Origin of the sequence: Pseudomonas sp. HMSC066A08 (assembly GCF_001813025.1) — a bacterium.
Lineage (GTDB): Bacteria > Pseudomonadota > Gammaproteobacteria > Pseudomonadales > Pseudomonadaceae > Pseudomonas > Pseudomonas aeruginosa.
In genome coordinates, this window is record NZ_KV811348.1 from 615192 (window position 1) to 631471 (window position 16280).

Annotated in this window: 16 protein-coding genes; 5 read left to right on the plus strand and 11 right to left on the minus strand. The window is 66.2% G+C overall.

What is annotated here, in order from left to right; genetic code table 11:
* Positions 1-15 precede the first annotated feature (15 nt).
* The 3 genes from HMPREF2886_RS26600 to xerD all read right to left on the minus strand — a co-directional run bounded on the left by HMPREF2886_RS26600 (position 16) and on the right by xerD (position 3285).
* Positions 16-1320: a homoserine dehydrogenase gene (locus tag HMPREF2886_RS26600; protein ID WP_003100657.1), complete on the minus strand. Its 1305-nt coding sequence runs from the start codon at positions 1318-1320 to the stop codon at positions 16-18.
* A 213-nt stretch (positions 1321-1533) separates the two neighbouring features.
* Positions 1534-2262, minus strand: a complete 729-nt coding sequence (gene dsbC, locus HMPREF2886_RS26605) for a bifunctional protein-disulfide isomerase/oxidoreductase DsbC (protein ID WP_003117459.1) — start codon at positions 2260-2262, stop codon at positions 1534-1536.
* Positions 2263-2388: 126 nt separating this feature from the next.
* Complete coding sequence (gene xerD / locus HMPREF2886_RS26610) at positions 2389-3285, minus strand: site-specific tyrosine recombinase XerD (protein WP_003092629.1); 897 nt, start codon at positions 3283-3285, stop codon at positions 2389-2391.
* A 214-nt stretch (positions 3286-3499) separates the two neighbouring features.
* Here xerD and HMPREF2886_RS26615 point away from each other — a divergent pair, with 214 nt between their 5' ends.
* Both HMPREF2886_RS26615 and HMPREF2886_RS26620 read left to right on the plus strand, forming a co-directional pair.
* On the plus strand, positions 3500-5335 hold the full coding sequence (locus tag HMPREF2886_RS26615; protein ID WP_033975747.1) for a cation:proton antiporter: 1836 nt from the start codon (positions 3500-3502) through the stop codon (positions 5333-5335).
* Positions 5336-5447: 112 nt separating this feature from the next.
* Complete coding sequence (locus HMPREF2886_RS26620) at positions 5448-6134, plus strand: cyclic di-GMP-binding domain-containing protein, MshE-related (RefSeq protein WP_073648795.1); 687 nt, start codon at positions 5448-5450, stop codon at positions 6132-6134.
* Between the two features lie 69 nt (positions 6135-6203).
* Here HMPREF2886_RS26620 and HMPREF2886_RS26625 read toward each other — a convergent pair whose 3' ends face one another.
* The 6 genes from HMPREF2886_RS26625 to ffh form a co-directional block, all read right to left on the minus strand.
* A complete protein-coding gene (locus tag HMPREF2886_RS26625) occupies positions 6204-6629 on the minus strand; it encodes an acyl-CoA thioesterase (RefSeq protein ID WP_003092635.1) in 426 nt (141 codons plus the stop codon).
* Positions 6630-6780: 151 nt separating this feature from the next.
* Entirely contained in the window at positions 6781-7131 is a 351-nt protein-coding gene (gene rplS, locus HMPREF2886_RS26630; protein WP_003092637.1) for a 50S ribosomal protein L19, read from the minus strand.
* A 41-nt stretch (positions 7132-7172) separates the two neighbouring features.
* Positions 7173-7931 carry a tRNA (guanosine(37)-N1)-methyltransferase TrmD gene (trmD, locus tag HMPREF2886_RS26635; RefSeq protein ID WP_003119312.1) on the minus strand — a complete coding sequence of 253 codons (759 nt, stop codon included), beginning with the start codon at positions 7929-7931 and terminating at the stop codon, positions 7173-7175.
* Between the two features lie 6 nt (positions 7932-7937).
* A complete protein-coding gene (gene rimM / locus HMPREF2886_RS26640; protein ID WP_083318619.1) occupies positions 7938-8465 on the minus strand; it encodes a ribosome maturation factor RimM in 528 nt (175 codons plus the stop codon).
* 15 nt (positions 8466-8480) lie between these two features.
* On the minus strand, positions 8481-8732 hold the full coding sequence (rpsP, locus tag HMPREF2886_RS26645; RefSeq protein ID WP_003092643.1) for a 30S ribosomal protein S16: 252 nt from the start codon (positions 8730-8732) through the stop codon (positions 8481-8483).
* 209 nt (positions 8733-8941) lie between these two features.
* Positions 8942-10315: a signal recognition particle protein gene (gene ffh, locus HMPREF2886_RS26650; protein WP_003092645.1), complete on the minus strand. Its 1374-nt coding sequence runs from the start codon at positions 10313-10315 to the stop codon at positions 8942-8944.
* A gap of 300 nt (positions 10316-10615) precedes the next feature.
* Between ffh and HMPREF2886_RS26655 the strand changes: the two genes are divergently transcribed.
* The 3 genes from HMPREF2886_RS26655 to HMPREF2886_RS26665 all read left to right on the plus strand — a co-directional run bounded on the left by HMPREF2886_RS26655 (position 10616) and on the right by HMPREF2886_RS26665 (position 14338).
* Positions 10616-11416 (plus strand): cytochrome C assembly family protein, encoded by an 801-nt coding sequence (locus HMPREF2886_RS26655; RefSeq protein WP_003092649.1) that lies wholly within the window; start codon positions 10616-10618, stop codon positions 11414-11416.
* Between the two features lie 12 nt (positions 11417-11428).
* Entirely contained in the window at positions 11429-12721 is a 1293-nt protein-coding gene (locus HMPREF2886_RS26660) for an HlyC/CorC family transporter (RefSeq protein WP_015502459.1), read from the plus strand.
* Positions 12722-13024: 303 nt separating this feature from the next.
* Positions 13025-14338, plus strand: coding sequence for an MFS transporter (locus tag HMPREF2886_RS26665; RefSeq protein ID WP_033969896.1), 1314 nt, complete (start codon positions 13025-13027; stop codon positions 14336-14338).
* Positions 14339-14350: 12 nt separating this feature from the next.
* Here HMPREF2886_RS26665 and HMPREF2886_RS26670 read toward each other — a convergent pair whose 3' ends face one another.
* Positions 14351-15094 carry an SGNH/GDSL hydrolase family protein gene (locus tag HMPREF2886_RS26670; RefSeq protein WP_039027528.1) on the minus strand — a complete coding sequence of 248 codons (744 nt, stop codon included), beginning with the start codon at positions 15092-15094 and terminating at the stop codon, positions 14351-14353.
* Position 15095: 1 nt separating this feature from the next.
* Positions 15096-16277 carry a formate-dependent phosphoribosylglycinamide formyltransferase gene (gene purT / locus HMPREF2886_RS26675; RefSeq protein WP_070748698.1) on the minus strand — a complete coding sequence of 394 codons (1182 nt, stop codon included), beginning with the start codon at positions 16275-16277 and terminating at the stop codon, positions 15096-15098.
* Between the last annotated feature and the right edge of the window lie 3 nt (positions 16278-16280).

Below are 16280 nucleotides of genomic sequence, written 5' to 3' on the forward strand. Positions count from 1 at the left end.
GCGCCCGGCGTTCGATCAATTCAGTTGTTCGACACGGATGCGGACCACCGGCCCGGACACGCCTTCCAGCGCCTCCAGGGCGGCGATGGCATCGTTGATGCGTTGTTCGATGACCCGGTGGGTAACCAGGATCATCGGCACCAGGCCGTCCTGTTCCTCGGCCTCCTTCTGCATGATCGATTCGATGTTGATGCCGCGCTCGGACAGGATGGTGGCCACCTGGGCCAGTACGCCCGGGTGGTCCTTGGCCTGGATGCGCAGGTAGTAGGCGCTTTCGCAGGCTTCGATCGGCAGGATCGGGTGGTCGGACAGCGCGTCCGGCTGGAAGGCCAGGTGCGGTACGCGGTTCTCCGGATCGGAGGTCATGGCGCGGACCACGTCGACGAGGTCGGCCACCACCGAGGAAGCGGTCGGCTCCATCCCGGCACCGGCGCCGTAGTAGAGGGTCGAGCCGACGGCGTCGCCGTTGACCATCACCGCGTTCATCACGCCGTTGACGTTGGCGATCAGGCGATCCGAGGGAATCAGGGTCGGGTGCACGCGCAGCTCGAAGCCGCTCTCGGTGCGACGCGCCACGCCCAAGTGCTTGATGCGGTAGCCGAGGGCGTCGGCGTAGTTGACGTCGGCGCTGGTCAGCTTCGAGATGCCTTCGGTGTAGGCCTTGTCGAACTGCAGCGGAATGCCGAAGGCGATCGAGGCGAGGATGGTCAGCTTGTGGGCGGCGTCGATGCCTTCCACGTCGAAGGTCGGGTCGGCCTCGGCATAGCCCAGGGCCTGAGCCTCGGCGAGCACGTCGGGGAAGGTACGACCCTTTTCGCGCATTTCGCTGAGGATGAAGTTGCCGGTACCGTTGATGATCCCGGCCAGCCAGTTGATGCGGTTGGCCGACAGCCCCTCGCGGATCGCCTTGATCACCGGGATGCCGCCGGCGACAGCGGCCTCGAAGGCGACGATCACGCCCTTCTCGCGGGCCTTGGCGAAGATCTCGTTGCCGTGCACGGCGATCAGCGCCTTGTTCGCGGTGACCACGTGCTTGCCGTTCTCGATGGCCTTGAGCACCAGCTCGTGGGCCAGGGTGTAGCCGCCGATCAACTCGACGACCACGTCGATCTCGGGATTGCACGCCACATCGAAGATATCGGCGGTGATGGGGGTCGCACCGGTATCGCACTTCGGGTTCGGCCGGCGGGCGGCGATCTGCGCAACCTCGATACCACGCCCGGCACGGCGGGCAATCTCCTCGGCGTTGCGTTTGAGTACATTGAAGGTACCGCCACCGACGGTCCCCAACCCACAGATGCCTACTTTGACCGGTTTCACGCTGGAACTCCCCATCTCACCTACGACGGCCGGACGCGCCGGCCTGCTATGGTTCCCCGATCGAATCGAGGTTGACGCGACCACTGTACGGGCCACGACGCATCCTGGCGATGGATTCCGCCAGCGGGCGGCGGAAATCGCCAATGATGAAAACAAAAGAGCCGCACATTACGAAGCGGCTCTTTATTAGTCAATTGTTCGGCAGACCCGGCGCTACTTGGCCTCCAGCGCCAGCTTGGCCAACTGCTTGGCCGGCTGGTAGCCGGGGAGCAACTGGCCGTTGGCGAGGACGATCGCCGGCGTTCCCTGCACCCCGACCATCTGGCCCATCTGGAACTGCTTGTCGACCGGGTTCTTGCACTCGGAAGACTTGACCTCCTTGCCATTCATCATGGCGTCCATCGCCTTGGTCGGCTCCTTCGCACACCAGACCGCCTGCAGTTGCTTGTCGCCCGCCGACTGCGGCCCCTGGCGCGGGAACGCCATGTAGCGCACCTCGATCCCCTGCTCGGTCAGGTCCGGCACCTCGGCATGCAGCTTCTGGCAGTACGGGCAGGTGGTATCGGTGAACACCGTGATGTGCGCCTTGGCCTGGCCCTTGGCCGGATACACCACCATCTCGCTGGCGGGCACGCCGTTGATCGCCTTGGCGATCGCCTGGCTCTCGGCCTTCTCGGTCAGGTTGACCGGCTTGCCGTCCTTCACCTGGTAGAGGTAGCCCTGCATGACGAACTGGCCGTCGGCGCTGGCGTAGAGCACCCGGCCGCCCTTCAACTGCACCTGGTAGAGCCCCTGCAGCGGGCTGCTGGCGATGGAGTCGATGGGCAGGTCCGGCTGCAGGGCTTGCAGGGTCTTGCGGATGTTCTGATCGGCATTGTCTGCCAGGGCCAGGGTACTCATCAGGCCAAGGGCGGCAGCAGCCAGAAAACGGGTCACGCGCATGTGTCACTCCTGTCGTGCGGTCGGCGAAGCCTACCATAGACCGCCATCCCGACGGGCCCGACGCTTGTCGCAGAACGCTACGAAAGCGTGTCTTTTCGGATAGGTACGGATTTTTCGGACAAAGCATCAGCCTCGCGGGTGGTGGCGTGCGTGCAGATCCTGGAGGCGGGCCCGGGCGATATGGGTGTAGATCTGGGTGGTCGACAGGTCGCTATGGCCGAGCAGCATCTGCACCACCCGCAGGTCGGCGCCGTGGTTGAGCAGGTGGGTGGCGAAGGCGTGGCGCAGGGTGTGCGGCGAAATCGACGTGCCGATCGCCGCCACCTGCGCGTGATGCTTGATGCGATGCCAGAAGGTCTGGCGGGTCATCTGTTCGCCGCGCAGGCTGGGGAACAGCACGTCGCTGGGACGCCCGCCGAGCAGGTCGCCGCGGGCCTCGCGCAGGTAGCGTTCGAGCCAGCCGATGGCTTCCTCGCCGAGCGGTACCAGGCGCTCCTTGCTGCCCTTGCCGAACACCTTGACCACGCCCTGGCGCAGGTTGACCTGCTCCAGGGTCAGGCCGACCAGTTCGCTGACCCGCAGGCCGCAGGCATACAGCACTTCGAGCATGGTGCGATCGCGCAGGCCCAGCGGGTCGTCGACTTCCGGCGCCGCCAGCAATGCCTCGACGTCCGCTTCGGAGAGGGATTTCGGCAACGGCTTGCCCAGTTGCGGAAGGTCCACCTGCAAGGTGGGATCCTCGGCGATCAGGCCGTCGCGCAGGCAATAGCGGTAGAAGCCGCGCAGGCCGGAAAGGAAGCGCGCCGTCGAGCGGGCCTTGTAGCCCTGCTCCAGGCGCCAGGCCAGGTGATCGAGAATGGCGTCGCGGCCGATGCCCTCCAGGCGCAGCCCCCGGCCATCGAGCCAGGCGTTGAACTGCTGGAGGTCGTTGCGATAAGCCTCGCGGGTGTTGTCGGCAAGGCCTTTTTCCAGCCACAGGGCGTCGAGGAATCGGTCGATCAGGGGATGTTCGAGGGTACTCATGGATGAAGGCTGCGAACCAAATGAAAGCGCGGCTAGTCTTTCATAGCCTGGGCGCTATCGCGAGCGTTGGCCGTCATCGCCACGTAATGGTTAGTCAGGCCGGTCGACAGGAGGTCGGCCGGCTTCCCGTGCCCGCGGGAAAAAGCGGAGCCATGTGGCTCGATGGTTCGCCCCGGCTCAGGACGAGCGGAGCGACGCTGACAAGGAATCCTCGATGGACCAGAACGCTATCCTGCTCGCCCTCGGCGGCATCGGTGCCGCCGCCCTGCTCAGCCAATGGCTGGCCTGGCGCCTGCGCCTGCCAGCCATTCTTTTCCTGCTGCTGTCCGGGATCGTCGCCGGCCCCCTGCTCGGCTGGCTCGATCCGGACGAGATGTTCGGCCCCCTGCTGTTCCCGCTGGTATCCCTGGCAGTGGCGTTGATCCTCTTCGAGGGCAGCCTGACCCTGCATTTCAGCGAATGGAAGGAAATCGGCACCGTGGTGCACCGGATGGTGACCATCGGCGCGCTCTCGACCTGGGGCGTGATCGCCCTGGCCGCCCACTACCTGCTCGACTTCAGCTGGGAAATGGCCCTGCTGTTCGGCACCCTGACCCTGGTCACCGGGCCTACGGTGATCGTCCCGATGCTACGGGTGGTCCGGCCCAAGGCCGCGGTGGCGAACATCCTGCGCTGGGAAGGCATCGTCATCGATCCCATCGGCGCCCTGCTGGCGGTAGTGGTGTACAGCTTCATCATCTCCAGCGGCGAAGGCGATGGCTGGCTACACAGCCTGCAGACCTTCGGCGGGGTCATCCTCTGCGGCAGCCTGTTCGGCATCCTCGGCGGCTGGGCACTGGGCATCGTCCTGCGCCGCCACTGGCTGCCGGACTACCTGCACAACCTGGCGACGCTGGCCGCGGTGCTGGGCGTATTCATCGCCTCGAACCGGGTGATGCACGAATCCGGACTGCTCGCCGTCACCCTGATGGGCATGGGCCTGGCCAACATGAAGGGCGTCGACGTACGGCAGATCCTGCACTTCAAGGAAAACCTCAGCGTCCTGCTGATTTCCGGCCTGTTCATCCTCCTGGCCGCGCGCCTGGACATCAATGCCCTGCTCGGCCTGGGCCCGGCGGCGCTGCTGGTGCTGCTGCTGATCCAGTTCGTCGCCCGGCCGCTGAACGTGGCGCTGTCGACCTGGGGTTCGCCGCTGAGCTGGCGCGAGCGCGCCCTGCTCAGCTGGATCGCCCCGCGCGGGATCGTCGCCGCGGCGGTCTCGGCGATCTTCGCCATCCGCCTGAGCGCCGAAGGCCATGCCCAGGCGGCGCTGCTGGTGCCACTGACCTTCCTGGTGATCATCGGCACGGTGGTCCTGCAAAGCGCCACCGCCCGCCCCCTGGCGCGCCTGCTGAAGGTCGCCGAGCCCTCGCCCAGCGGCTACCTGATCGTCGGCGCCAACCCGGTCGGTCGCGCCATCGGCAAGGCCCTGAAGAGCCTCGGCAGCCGCGTGCTGCTGACTGATTCGAGCTGGGAAAACATCCGTGCGGCGCGGATGGACAACCTGCCCACCTATTTCGGCAATCCCACCTCGCAGCACGCCGAAGCCCACCTCGACCTGGTCGGCATCGGGCATTTGCTGGGGGTTTCTCCGGCCGGCGAGCTGAACACCCTGGCGGCCATGCGCTTCCGCCACGAGTTCGGCCATCGCCAGCTGTTCGGCCTGCCGACCAGCCAGGAAGCCAAGCGTACCGACAAGCACCGCTCCAGCGACGAACACCGTGGCCGCCCGCTTGGCCAGCGACCGCTGACCTACGCGCAGTTCGCCAGCCTGCTGTCGCGCGGCGCCGAAATCCGCACCACCCTGCTCACCGACACCTTCGGCTGGAACGACTACCAGGCGCTGCACGGCGAGTCCGCAATCCTGCTGTTCGCCCGCGATCCGAACGGCAGGATGCACGTCGCCACGCCACAGTCCACGCTGGCGCCGAGCACCGGCTGGACGCTGTTGTCGCTGATCGAGGCGGAACCGTCAGTCAGCAAGTCGCAGGCCACGGAAATCGCCGACTAGACTTCAACGAACCGACGAAAGACCGTCGTCACCCTATCCAAGGTTGGGTGACAAACGAAGCCCACGAAGAGGATGATTGCATCTAGCCATCATCCTCTTTTTTCATCAGGCCATGACCATGTCCAATCAACAACATTCCCGCCTGGGCCAGATCCTGATCAACAAGGGGCTGATTAGCGCCGCCCAACTGGACGCCGCGATCCAGGCGCAGTTGACCAACCACAAGCGCCTGGGCGAAACCCTGATCGAGCAGGGCCTGCTGAGCGAACGGCAACTGAAGAAGGCGCTGAAGAAGCAGACCAACCTGCGCCTGGCCGCGACCCTGGTCGCCGCCCTGCTCAGTCCGTTCCAGATGGCCAGCGCCGACATCCAGCGCATGCAGCCGCCAGCGGCCATGAGCCGCCAGGAACTGCCGAAGAACCTGCGTCCGCTGACCGACGTCGAGATGAGCAACGTCAACGCCCAGGGCCTCAACGAAAGCCTCGAGGGCCTGTTCCTGAAGGCCGAGGGCGGCGACGGCCTGGCCGCGGTGAAGCAACTGGCGAAGCTGGTGATGCCGATGCTCGACAGCCTGGAGGCGGAAACCTCGATGAGCGACGTTCGCTACGAAACCGGCAAGACGCAAAGCACGCTCAACCCCGACGGCTCGGTCAACCTGCGCCTGCCGAGCAGTATCGGCGAGGTACGCTTCGACAATATCCGCATTGCCGGCGCGTCGCGCGAGCAGACATTCGGCAGCGTCAGCCTGCAACAGATCGACCTGTCCCAGGCATCCCTGAAGATCAGCCTGCGCCCCTGATCCCAACCCAGGGGCGGATCGTCCGGGGATATGGAAAAGGCACCCTTGGGTGCCTTCTTTCTGCCTGGCTCAAGCCGCCTGGCTGGCCGGGAACCCCGGCAGGACCGGAACCGGCCGCTTTTCGTCGTCGATGGCAACGAAGCTGAACAGGCCGTGTATGGCCTTCTCGCGACCGTCGGCGTACATGCTTTCCAGGTACACCTCGACCTCCACCTTGAGGCTGGTGTTGCCGACCTTGACCACCCGGCCGACCAGTTCGACGATCGAGCCCGCCGGGATCGGGTGGTTGAAGTCGATGCGATCGGTGGAAACGGTCACCAGCGGCAAGCGGCAGAAACGGGTCGCGGTGATGAACGAGACCTCATCCATCCAGGCCAGCGCAGTCCCGCCGAACAGGGTGTTGTGGTGATTGGTGGTGGGCGGGAATACCGCCTTGGTCACACGGGTTTCGGAAAGCTCGGTGCGACGCAGGATTTCTTGCTCTCTGGGGGTCATGCCACGAATACCGGATGGAGTGGCTGCCTGGGTGCCGCGGATGTTGTACTGGTTATGCGCTGCCGTGGGCAGTAGGAAGCGCCGCCGGAAAGGCGAACGCCAGACATGAAAAAAGCAGCCCTCGGGCTGCTTTTCTCGGAGAAGAACCGGATTAGACCAGTTTTTCCTTGATGCGCGCGGCCTTGCCGGACAGGGCGCGGAGGTAGTACAGCTTGGCCTTGCGCACGTCGCCGCGACGCTTGACGCTCAGGCTGTCGACGATCGGGCTGTAGGTCTGGAAGGTACGTTCCACGCCCACGCCGTTGGAGATCTTGCGCACGGTGAAGGCGCTGTTCAGGCCACGGTTGCGCTTGGCGATGACGACGCCTTCGAAGGCCTGCAGACGCTGACGGTCGCCTTCCTTCACCTTGACCTGGACGATCACGGTGTCGCCGGGGGCGAACGCCGGGATCTCTTTGTTCATCTGTTCAGCTTCGATCTGCTGAATGATCTTGTTGGTCATGCTGTGCTCCTAAGACCGGCAATCGGCCAGCCATCGATACGTTAACTATCGTCCCGCTGACGGATATATTCCGCCAGCAGCTTCTGCTCTTCTCCAGAAAGCGAGCGGCTATCCAGAAGATCGGCGCGTCGTTCCCAGGTCCGCCCAAGGGCCTGCTGCAAACGCCAACGCCGGATGTGTTCATGGTTGCCACTGAGCAACACTTCAGGAACACGTTTGTCCGCGTACACCTCGGGTCGGGTGTAGTGCGGGCAGTCGAGCAGGCCATCCGTGAAGGAGTCCTCCTCGGCGGAATCTGCATGACCCAATGCACCGGGCAGCAACCGCGTCACTGCATCGACCAGCACCATGGCCGGCAACTCACCGCCGGACAGGACATAATCGCCGATCGACCATTCTTCATCGACGTGCTCTTCGATGAAGCGCTCGTCGATGCCTTCGTAGCGCCCGGCGATGAGGATCAACGCTTCCTCTTCGGCCAGTTCGCGTACGCCCGCCTGCGTCAGCTGGCGGCCTTGCGGCGAGAGGTAGATCACCTTCGCCTTCCTGCCCCCGGCGGCTTGCCTGGCATCCGCCAGCGCGCCCTCCAGAGGCTTGATCTTCATCACCATGCCAGGGCCACCGCCGAAGGGCCGGTCATCCACCGTCTGGTGGCGGTCCTCGGTGTAGTCCCGTGGATTCCAGCAGGTCAGAGTGAGCAACCCCTGCTTTACCGCACGGCTGGTGATGCCGTAGTCACTGATGGCGCGGAACATCTCCGGAAAGATGCTGACGACGCCCACCCACAAACGCTTGTCCATGGATGATCAGAAGTCCGCGTCCCAGTCCACCCGCATCTCGCCAGCGGCCAGGTCGATCGACAGCACGCATTGCCCGGTGTAGGGCAACAGGCGCTCGCGGTCGTCCAGGCTGCCCGCGCAGGGCTTGACCACCATGACATCGTTGGCACCGGTTTCCAGCAGATGGTCGATCACGCCGAGCAACTGCCCGCCCTGGTCGATCACCTTCAGGCCTTCCAGCTGGTGCCAGTAGTACTCACCTTCCTCGAGAGAGGGCAACTCGCTACGCGGGATGCAGATCTCGTAACCGGTGAAGGTGCGGGCCTCTTCGCGATCGTCGAGTCCCTTGAGCTTGGCGGCCAGGACCTTGCCATGCAGGCGCCCCCTGACCAGCTCGGCCTGCCGGGTCTCGCCGTCGCGCCGGAGCGTCCAGCGGCGATAGTCCAGCAGGTTGTCCAACGGATCGGTAAAGGAATACACCTTCACCTCACCGCGGATGCCGTACACCGAAACGATCTTGCCGATCACGACCAGGTCGTCGGCGAGTGTCGGCATTTCACTCATGACGGCTTAGGCGTTTGCCTTGGCAGCGTCCTTGAGCAGCTGAGCAACGCGCTCAGACGGCTGTGCACCCTGGCCGAGCCAGTAGGTAGCACGCTCCTGGTCGACGGACAGACGCACTTCGCCACCAGTCGCAACCGGGTTGAAGAAACCGATGCGCTCGACGAAGCGACCATCACGCGCATTGCGGCTGTTGGTCACGGTCAGGTGGTAGAAGGGGCGCTTTTTGGAGCCGCCACGAGCAAGACGGATGGTTACCATGTGAACTTCGTTCCTGTAGTCGGTGCTTGCAAAATGAATGCACGCTGGGCCCACGGCCCGAAAGGCCGCATATTCTAAGGATTATCGGGGAATTTGCAAATCTCTTTTTCGGCCACCCATCGGCCGGCGCGGAGAGCGCGAGAAGCGCACGGTCCGCCCGCCGGCCGACGGAACGGAACCGCCGGCGTGGCCAGCGGCCGCGCGTCCGATCAAAGCTTGGGCATGCCCCCCGGGAACATGCTGCCCATGCCTCGCATCATCTTGGCCATGCCGCCCTTGGCGGTGACCTTCTTCATCATCTTCTGCATCTGCTTGTGCTGCTTGATCAGCCGGCCGACGTCCTGCACCTGGGTACCGGAGCCAAGGGCGATGCGGCGCTTGCGCGAGCCGCTGATCATTTCCGGATCGCGCCGTTCGCCGGGCGTCATCGAGTTGATGATCGCCTCCATCTGCTTGAACTGTTTCTCCGCAGCACCCTGGGCATTGCCCATCTGCGCCAGGTTGACCCCGCCGAGCATCGGCAGCTTGTCCATGAGTCCGCCGAGGCCGCCCATGTTCTTCATCTGTTGCAACTGGTCGCGGAAGTCTTCCAGGTCGAAGCCCTTGCCCTTCTTGATCTTCTTCGCCAGCTTCTCGGCCTTGTCGCGGTCGAGGTTCTGCTCGGCCTGTTCGATCAGGCTGAGCACGTCGCCCATGCCGAGGATGCGCGAGGCCACGCGGTCGGGATGGAACGGATCGAGCGCTTCGCTCTTCTCGCCCATGCCGAGGAACTTGATCGGCTTGCCGGTGATCGCCCGTACCGAGAGCGCGGCACCGCCACGCGCGTCGCCATCGACCTTGGTCAGGACCACGCCGGTCAGCGGCAAGGCGTCATTGAAGGCCTTGGCGGTGTTGGCGGCGTCCTGCCCGGTCATGGCATCGACCACGAACAGGGTTTCCGCCGGCTTGATCGCCGCGTGCACCTGCTTGATCTCGTCCATCATGTCGGCATCGATGTGCAGGCGGCCTGCGGTATCGACGATCACCACGTCGATGAACTTCAGCCTCGCCTCGCGGATCGCCGCCTCGGCGATGGCCACCGGCTTCTGGCTGACGTCGGAAGGGAAGAAGGTTACGCCGACCTCGCCCGCCAGGGTTTCCAGCTGCTTGATCGCGGCGGGACGGTAGACGTCGGCGGAAACCACCATCACCGACTTCTTCTTCCGTTCCTTAAGGAAGCGCGCCAGCTTGCCCGCGGTGGTGGTCTTGCCCGCGCCCTGCAGGCCGGCCATCAGGATCACCGCCGGCGGCGCGACGCTCAGCGCCAGGTCCTCGTTGGCCGCCCCCATCAGCTCCTCGAGCTCGGCGCGAACGATCTTCACGAACGCCTGTCCCGGGGTCAGGCTCTTCGAGACCTCGGTACCGACGGCGCGCTCCTTGACCTTGTTGACGAAGTCCTTGACCACCGGCAGGGCCACGTCGGCCTCGAGCAGGGCCATGCGCACTTCGCGCAGAGTGTCCTTGATGTTGTCCTCGGTCAGCTTGGCCTTGCCGGTGACATGGCGAAGCGTCTGCGAGAGGCGGTCTGTAAGGTTTTCGAACATGCGCGATCCTTCCACGGGGGTTGCGGCAAGCGGCGGATTATAACCAAGAGCGCGTCGCGGGACACGCGATGAAAGACGGAGTGTGTGTCCGGCGACGACCGGAGGCCAACCCCAAGTCCTTGATTTGCCGATGCGTTCCGTCTTTGCCGAAGCGACTGCCGGCCCAGGAGGTCGCGGCGCCCGCGGCAGGCGGTCCGCCAACCCGGCCACAGGTACGAGAGAACTGTTCGCAACGGCTTTCTCGCGACGCTCGATCTATGCCAAACTCCCATCCTTTCGGGCCCGCGATTACAAGGACTTATGCATCCCCTGCTGCCCAGCCTCATCGCTGCTGTTCTCTATCTCGGCACCGCCGCCTACCAGGGTGCCTGTGTGTCCAAGCGCACCGCGCCGGGCAAACCCCTGCTGCTCCTGTTCGGACTCCTGGCACTGGTCGCCCACGCCTTCAGCCTCTACCAGCAATTGCTGACCCCGGCCGGCCTGGTGCTGGACTTCTTCAACGCCGCCAGCCTGATCGCCGCCGCGGTAATCCTCCTGACCCTGCTGGCGACCTTGCGGATACCGGTGGAGAACCTGCTCCTCCTTCTATTCCCGCTGGGCGCCCTCACCACCCTGCTGGCGGTACTCATCCCCCACGGCACCGTCGAGCCGATCAACGAACAGCCGGGCATCCTGGCCCACATCCTGCTCTCGATCCTGGCCTACGGCCTGCTCACCATCGCGGTGTTCCAGGCGCTCTTGCTGCTGCTCCAGGACTACCGCCTCAAGCACAAGCATCCGTCCGGGCTGATCCGCAACTTCCCGCCCCTGCAAACCATGGAAAGCCTGCTGTTCGGCTTCCTCTGGGGCGGCTGGTCGCTGCTTTCGCTGTCGCTGCTGTCCGGCTGGCTGTTCGTCGACAACCTGTTCGCCCAGCACCTGGCGCACAAGACCATCCTGTCCTGCTTCGCCTGGGTGGTCTTCGCCGTGCTCCTCTGGGGTCGCCACCAGCTCGGCTGGCGGGGCCACAAGGCGATCCGCTGGACCCTGGCCGGTTTCTGCCTGTTGATGTTGGCGTACTTCGGCAGCAAGCTGGTGCGGGAATTCATCCTGCACATCTGATGGGCCTCCTTCATGGATGAGCTGCACCCCGGGTACCTGGTCGGCCTGCTGGTTCTCCTGGTCGCCTGCTCGGCGTTCTTCTCCTGCGTCGAGACCGCCCTGCTCAACCTCGACCGTTACCGCCTGCGCCTGCAGGCCAAGCAAGGGCTGCGCGGGGCCCGACGCAGCAGCTGGCTGCTGTTGCACGACGACCGCCTGCGCGGCACCCTGTTGTTCGGCCGCACCCTGGTCAACGTCAGCGCCGCCGCCCTGGCCAGTTGGGCCGCGCTGCGCCACTGGGGCGTCATCGGCCTGGCCGTCGCCATCCCGGGCATGACCCTGCTCCTGCTGCTGTTCGGCGCCCTGCTGCCGCGCCGCTATGGCGCCCTCCGCTCGGAACGAGTCGCCCTGCCGCTCAGCCTGCCGCTCCTGATCCTGCAGCGCCTGTGCTGGCCCCTGCTGTGGCTGCTGACCCTGCTGAGCAACGCGCTGCTGCGCCTGCTCGGCGTCGCCGCGGCGGAACAGGACGACAGCGGACGCAGCCGCGACGAAGAGGCCCTGCATCCGGCCGACAACCCCCAGGCCACCGAGGTCAACCGGCATGACATGCTGCTCGGCCTGCTGGACCTGGAGAAGGTCACGGTCAACGACCTGATGATCCCGCGCAACGAAATCGAAGGCATCGACCTCGACGACGAACTCGAGGTCATCGTCGAGCAGTTGCGCACCACCAGCCACACCCGTCTGCCGGTCTACCGCGACGACGTCAACCAGATCGAAGGGGTCGTGCACATGCGTCAGATCGCGCGCCTGCTGACCCAGGGCCGCCTGACCAAGGAGAATCTCCGCCAGGCCTGCATGGAGCCGTATTTCGTGCCGGAAAGCACGCCGCTGTCGACCCAACTGGTGAACTTCCAGAAGGAGAAGCGCCGTATCGGCGTGGTGGTCGACGAGTATGGCGAGGTGATCGGCATCGTCACGCTGGAGGACATCCTCGAAGAGATCGTCGGCGACTTCAACGACCTCGACAGCCTCGACAACCCGGACATCCAGGCCCAGGAGGACGGCAGCTTCGTCATCGACGGCAGCGCCAACCTGCGCGAGCTGAACAAGTCGCTTGGCTGGCAACTGCCCTGCGACGGCCCGAAGACCCTCAACGGCCTGGTCACCGAAGCCCTGGAGCAGATCCCCGATTGCGCGGTGTGCCTGCGCATCGGCCCCTACTGCCTGGAAATCCAGCAGTCGGCGGAAAACCGTGTGAAGAGCGTGCGCGCCTGGCATCCCCGCGCGCTGACCCCGCTGGTCGAAAGCGACGCCAGCGTCTGATCCGGGATTGCCGAACCGGCCCCGCAGCGCTCTATAATCGACCCCAGCTTATCCAGCCCTGCCGCCGGCTCCGCCGCTACCCGCAGCCCGAGCCCCGGCCAGTCACCCGCCAGTCCCGCCTGCCCGCCCGGCCCCGATGCCGACGGTCCCAGCCGGCGCACGGCGCGCAGCCCCATCCTCCCTGCGCGACCGATCTCGTCCGCCCCACCCGGGCGCCGCGCCGCCGCATCGGCGCACTGGCCATAACCATCCGGCCGCACGGAAGCACTCCGTCGTGCCCCGACTGCCAGGGATCCTCCCACCATGACCGCCGCCACCCTCGCCGCCGACGCCGCTCCGGAACCGGCCAACTCGACCACCCGGGTCGCAGTCGCCAGCTTCATCGGCACCGCCATCGAGTTCTACGATTTCTACGTCTATGCCACTGCCGCCGCCCTGGTGATCGGTCCGGTATTCTTCCCGCAGACATCCGGCACCGCGCAGATGCTCAGCGCCTTCCTCACCTTCGGCATCGCCTTCCTCGCCCGCCCGCTGGGCTCGGCGCTGTTCGGCCACTTCGGCGACCGCATCGGGCGCAAGTCGACCCTGGTCGCCTCGCTGCTGCTGATGGGGGTATCCACCACCCTGATCGGCGTCCTCCCCGGCTACGACAGCATCGGCTACTGGGCGCCGTTGCTGCTCTGCGTGCTGCGCTTCGGCCAGGGCCTCGGCCTCGGCGGCGAGTGGGGCGGCGCCGCGCTGCTGGCCACGGAGAACGCGCCGGCCGGCAAGCGCGCCTGGTTCGGCATGTTTCCCCAGCTCGGCCCCTCGATCGGCTTCCTCGCCGCCAACGGGCTGTTCCTGGCCCTGGCGGTGCTGCTCAGCGAGGAGCAATTCCGTGAGTGGGGCTGGCGGATCCCGTTCCTGCTCAGCGCGGCGCTGGTCGTGGTCGGCCTCTACGTACGCCTGAAGCTGGCGGAAACCCCGGTGTTCGCCAAGGCCATGGCCAAGCACGAGAGGGTCCGCCTGCCGATCGCCGAGCTGCTCGCCCAGCACTGGCGGCCGACCCTGCTCGGCGCCCTGGCAATGGTGGTGTGCTATGCGCTGTTCTACATCTCTACGGTGTTCTCGCTGAGCTACGGGGTGGCCAGCCTCGGCTTCAGCCGCGAGGAGTTCCTTGGGTTGCTGTGCCTCGCGGTGCTCTTCATGGCCGCCGCCACGCCGCTGTCGGCCTGGCTCAGCGACCGCTTCGGACGCAAGCCGGTACTGCTGCTCGGTAGCCTGGCGGCGATCGCCTCCGGCTTCGCCATGGAGCCGCTGCTCAACCAGGGCTCGACATTCAGCGTCGCCCTGTTCCTCTGCATCGAGCTGTTCCTGATGGGCGTCACCTTCGCCCCGATGGGCGCGCTGCTGCCGGAAATATTCCCCACCCACGTGCGCTACACCGGCGCGTCGGCAGCCTACAACCTGGGCGGCATTCTCGGCGCCTCGGTGGCACCCTATATCGCCCAGAAGCTGGTCGGCATCGGCGGCCTGGGCTGGGTCGGCGGCTACGTCTCCGCAGCGGCGCTGCTCAGCCTGCTGGCGGTGCTATGCCTGAAGGAAACCCGCGACAACGACCTCGGCGCAGTGTCCTGAGTCTCGCTCAGGCTACCGCGACGCGCCCTTCTCCCTCGCCGCCAACCAGTCGGCGAGGGCCCCGGCCCAGACCTGGTAGCCCAGCTGCGACGGATGAAAGCCGTCGATGGCCAGGTAGCCCGGAAGCAGGTCCAGCGAGATCGGGCAGTAGCCGGCGCCGGTCGCGCCAGCGAGATCGCGCAGCGCCTCGTCGAGCAGCCGCCCGCGCCACCCCAGCAGGGCCCGCAGCAACCCGGGCAAGGCGGAAAAATGCCGCAGCGGCGGCACCGCGGTGCAGGTCACCTGCGCGCCGGCCGCCTGGAAGCCTTCGATCAGGGCCGCGCAGTCGGTGCGCCAGCGTTCGAGGGAGCGCAGGCTGGTGGTGTCATTGACGCCGAAGACCAGGATCACCTGGTCGAAGAAACGTCCCGCCACCTGCGGTAGCAGGCGTTCGCGCGCCTCGCCGCTGGTGATGCCGTTCTCGCCCAGCGCCTGCCAGGCCACCGGGCGCCGCAGACGCTCGCCCAGCGCCGCGGCCAGGCGGCCGGCCAGGGCGTAGTCCAGGCAACTGGCGCCGACCCCGGCCACTGTCGACTCACCGAACAACAGCAAGCGCAGCGGCTCTTCGGCACCGGACCCACCGACCAGCCCTTCGCGAGGTCCCGCCGCGGGCGCCAGGCGCAAGGCTCGGCGGCGGGTGCGGATAGCCAGCGGTACCGCCAGCGGCAGCAACGGCAGAGCCGCCGCCCACCAGGCCAGCGATGCCAGCCGGCGCATCTCAGAGTTCGACGCGAACCGCCTGGGCGGACCGGGTCGCCTTGGCGCGGGCGGCGTCGATCGACTCGGCGCGCGCCAGGGCCACGCCCATCCGCCGCTGGCCATCTACTTCCGGCTTGCCGAACAGGCGTAGCGCCGTATCCGCCTCGCTCAGCGCGGCGCCGAGGTTGGCGAAAGCGACCTGCCGGGACTTGCCTTCCACCAGGATCACCGCCGAGGCCGACGGGCCGAGCTGGCGGATCACCGGGATCGGCAGGCCGAGGATCGCCCGCGCGTGCAGGGCGAACTCGGAGAGATCCTGGGAAATCAGGGTCACCAGGCCGGTATCGTGCGGGCGCGGCGACACCTCGCTGAACCACACCTGGTCACCCTTGACGAACAGTTCGACGCCGAACAGCCCGCGTCCGCCGAGGGCCTCGGTCACTGCCCGGGCGACCCGCTCGGACTCGGCCTGGGCCTGCGCGCTCATCGCCTGCGGCTGCCAGGACTCGTGGTAGTCGCCCTTGACCTGGCGGTGACCGATCGGCGCGCAGAAAGTGGTGCCGTCGACATGGCGCACGGTGAGCAGGGTGATCTCGTAGTCGAAATCGATGAAACCCTCGACGATCACCCGCCCCTTGCCGGCGCGCCCGCCTTCCTGGGCATAGTCCCAGGCCGCCTGCAGGTCGTCGGGGCCCTTCAGGACGCTCTGGCCCTTGCCCGACGAACTCATGATCGGCTTCACCACGCAGGGGTAGCCGACACGCTCGACGCCGCGGCGGTAGTCCTCGAAGGTATCGGCGAAGTGATAGGGCGAGGTCGGCAAGCCGAGTTCCTCGGCAGCCAGCCGGCGGATCCCCTCGCGGTTCATGGTCAGTTGCGCAGCGCGGGCGGTGGGCACCACGGTGTAGCCTTCGGCCTCCAGCTCGACCAGGGTCGCGGTGGCGATGGCCTCGATCTCCGGCACGATGTAGTGCGGCTTTTCGTGCTCGATCACCGCGCGCAGGGCGGCGCCGTCGAGCATGCTGATCACGTGGCTGCGATGTGCCACCTGCATGGCCGGCGCGTTGCCGTAGCGATCGACGGCGATCACCTCGCAACCCAGGCGTTGCAGTTCGATGGCGACTTCCTTGCCCAGCTCGCCGGAGCCACAGAGAAGGACGCGGGTCGCGCTCGGCGACAGGGGGGTACCGATACGGGTCATGGA